The organism is Bradyrhizobium sp. CCBAU 51627, assembly GCF_028128765.1.
Lineage (GTDB): Bacteria > Pseudomonadota > Alphaproteobacteria > Rhizobiales > Xanthobacteraceae > Bradyrhizobium.
The window spans coordinates 1-1,916 of sequence record NZ_LBJG01000017.1; the positions used below are offsets into that span (position 1 = coordinate 1).

1 protein-coding gene is annotated in these 1,916 nt (G+C 66.3%); it reads left to right on the forward strand.

The features are described 5' to 3' along the window. Positions 1-1,916 (forward strand): non-ribosomal peptide synthetase (locus XH88_RS08500; protein ID WP_271614963.1); only part of this gene is annotated, 1,916 nt, incomplete at both ends.

Genomic DNA, 1,916 nt, shown 5'->3' on the forward strand with positions numbered 1-1,916 from the left:
TGGCGGACATCGACGAGCCGACCACGCCGTTCGGCTTGAGCGAGGTGCGCGGCGACGGCGGCGGGGTTCGAGAGGCGCAGCGGATGCTGCCGCCGGCGCTCCATGCGCGGTTACGGGAACAGGCGCGGCGGCTGGGCGTCAGTCTGGCGAGCCTATGCCATCTGGCGTGGGGACAGGTGGTGGCGCGCAGCAGCGGCCGCGAGCAGGTGGTGTTCGGCACGGTGCTGTTAGGCCGCTTGCAGGGCAGCGCTGGCGCCGACCGCGCCATGGGGCTGTTCATCAACACGCTGCCGCTGCGGCTTGATCTTGATGGGACCGCGGTCGAGGCGAGCGTGCGGATCACGCACGCCCGGCTGGCCGAGCTCTTGGCGCATGAGCATGCCTCGCTGGCGCTGGCGCAGCGCTGCAGCGCTATTGCGGCGTCGGCGCCGCTGTTCAGCACGCTGTTGAACTATCGTCACAACACGGCGCCGGCTGTACCCGGCTCTGGGACGGATGATGTCTTGTCGGGCATGGAATGGCTGGGCGGGGAGGAACGCACCAACTATCCGCTGACCTTGTCGGTGGAGGATTTTGGCGAGGCGTTCGGGCTGATGGCGCAGGTGGCGGAGCCTATCTCGGCGGATCGGATCTGCGGCTACATGCAGCGGGCGCTCGAGCAGCTGGCGGAGGCGCTGGAGCATGCGCCGGACACGCCGGTGCGGGAACTGGACATCCTTCCACCTGACGAGCGGGCGTATCTGTTGGAGGAGCGGAACCGGACGGCTGCGGCCTATCCGTCGGACCGGTGCATCCATGAGCTGTTCGAGGCCCAGGTGCGCCAGGCGCCGGATGCGGTGGCGGTGGTCTATCGGGACCAGCGCGTCAGCTATGGCGAGCTCAATGCGAAGGCCAACCGCCTGGCGCATCATCTGATCGCCCTCGGGGTCAGGCCGGACCAGCCGGTGGCGATCTGCCTTGCGCGCAGCGTGGCGATGGTGGTGGGGCTGCTGGCGATCCTGAAGGCCGGCGGGGCGTATTTGCCGCTGGATCCGGCCTATCCGAGTGCGCGGCTGCATCAGGTGCTCGAGAATGCGGCGCCCCACCTGTTGCTGGCCGATGCGGCGGGACGATCGGCGCTGGGCGACGATGCGCTACGCGATCTGACGGTGGTGGATCTGGCGACGATGCCGGAATGGGCAAATCTGCCGGCGTCGGATCCGGACCCGCGTGCGCTCGGGCTGACCTCGCGCCATCTCGCCTATGTGATCTACACCTCCGGATCCACCGGTACGCCCAAGGGGGCACAGAATGAACATCGGGCTATCGTCAATCGTTTGATTTGGATGCAAAACGCCTATGGTCTCAAGGCAACTGATGTCGTGTTGCAGAAGACGCCATTTGGCTTCGATGTCTCGGCCTGGGAGTTCTTTTGGACCTTGCTTGAAGGGGCGACCCTGGTGCTGGCGCCGCCGGGTGCGCACAGAGATCCCGCTGCACTGGTCGACTTGATCATCAGCCAGCGCATCACGACGGTTCACTTCGTGCCATCCATGCTGGTCAGCTTTATGGATGCGAAGAGTGTTGAGCGCTGCACATCGCTGCGACGAGTTTTATGCAGCGGCGAGGCGCTCCCTGCCGCCAGTGTGCATAGGGTTCGGCGCCTCTTGCCTTGGACGGGCCTGCACAATCTCTACGGCCCGACGGAAGCTGCGATCGACGTGACAGCGTGGAGTTGTCCGGATGAGTTTGATGGCGCTATTGTCCCGATCGGCCGCCCGATTGCGAACACGCGGGTGTATCTGCTGGACGGTCATGGTGCGCCGGTTCCGTTTGGCGCGGTCGGGGAGCTCTGCATTGGCGGGGCGGGGGTGGCGCGCGGCTACCTGAACCGGCCCGAGCTGACCGCGGAGCGGTTCATCGCCAGTCCCTTTGTG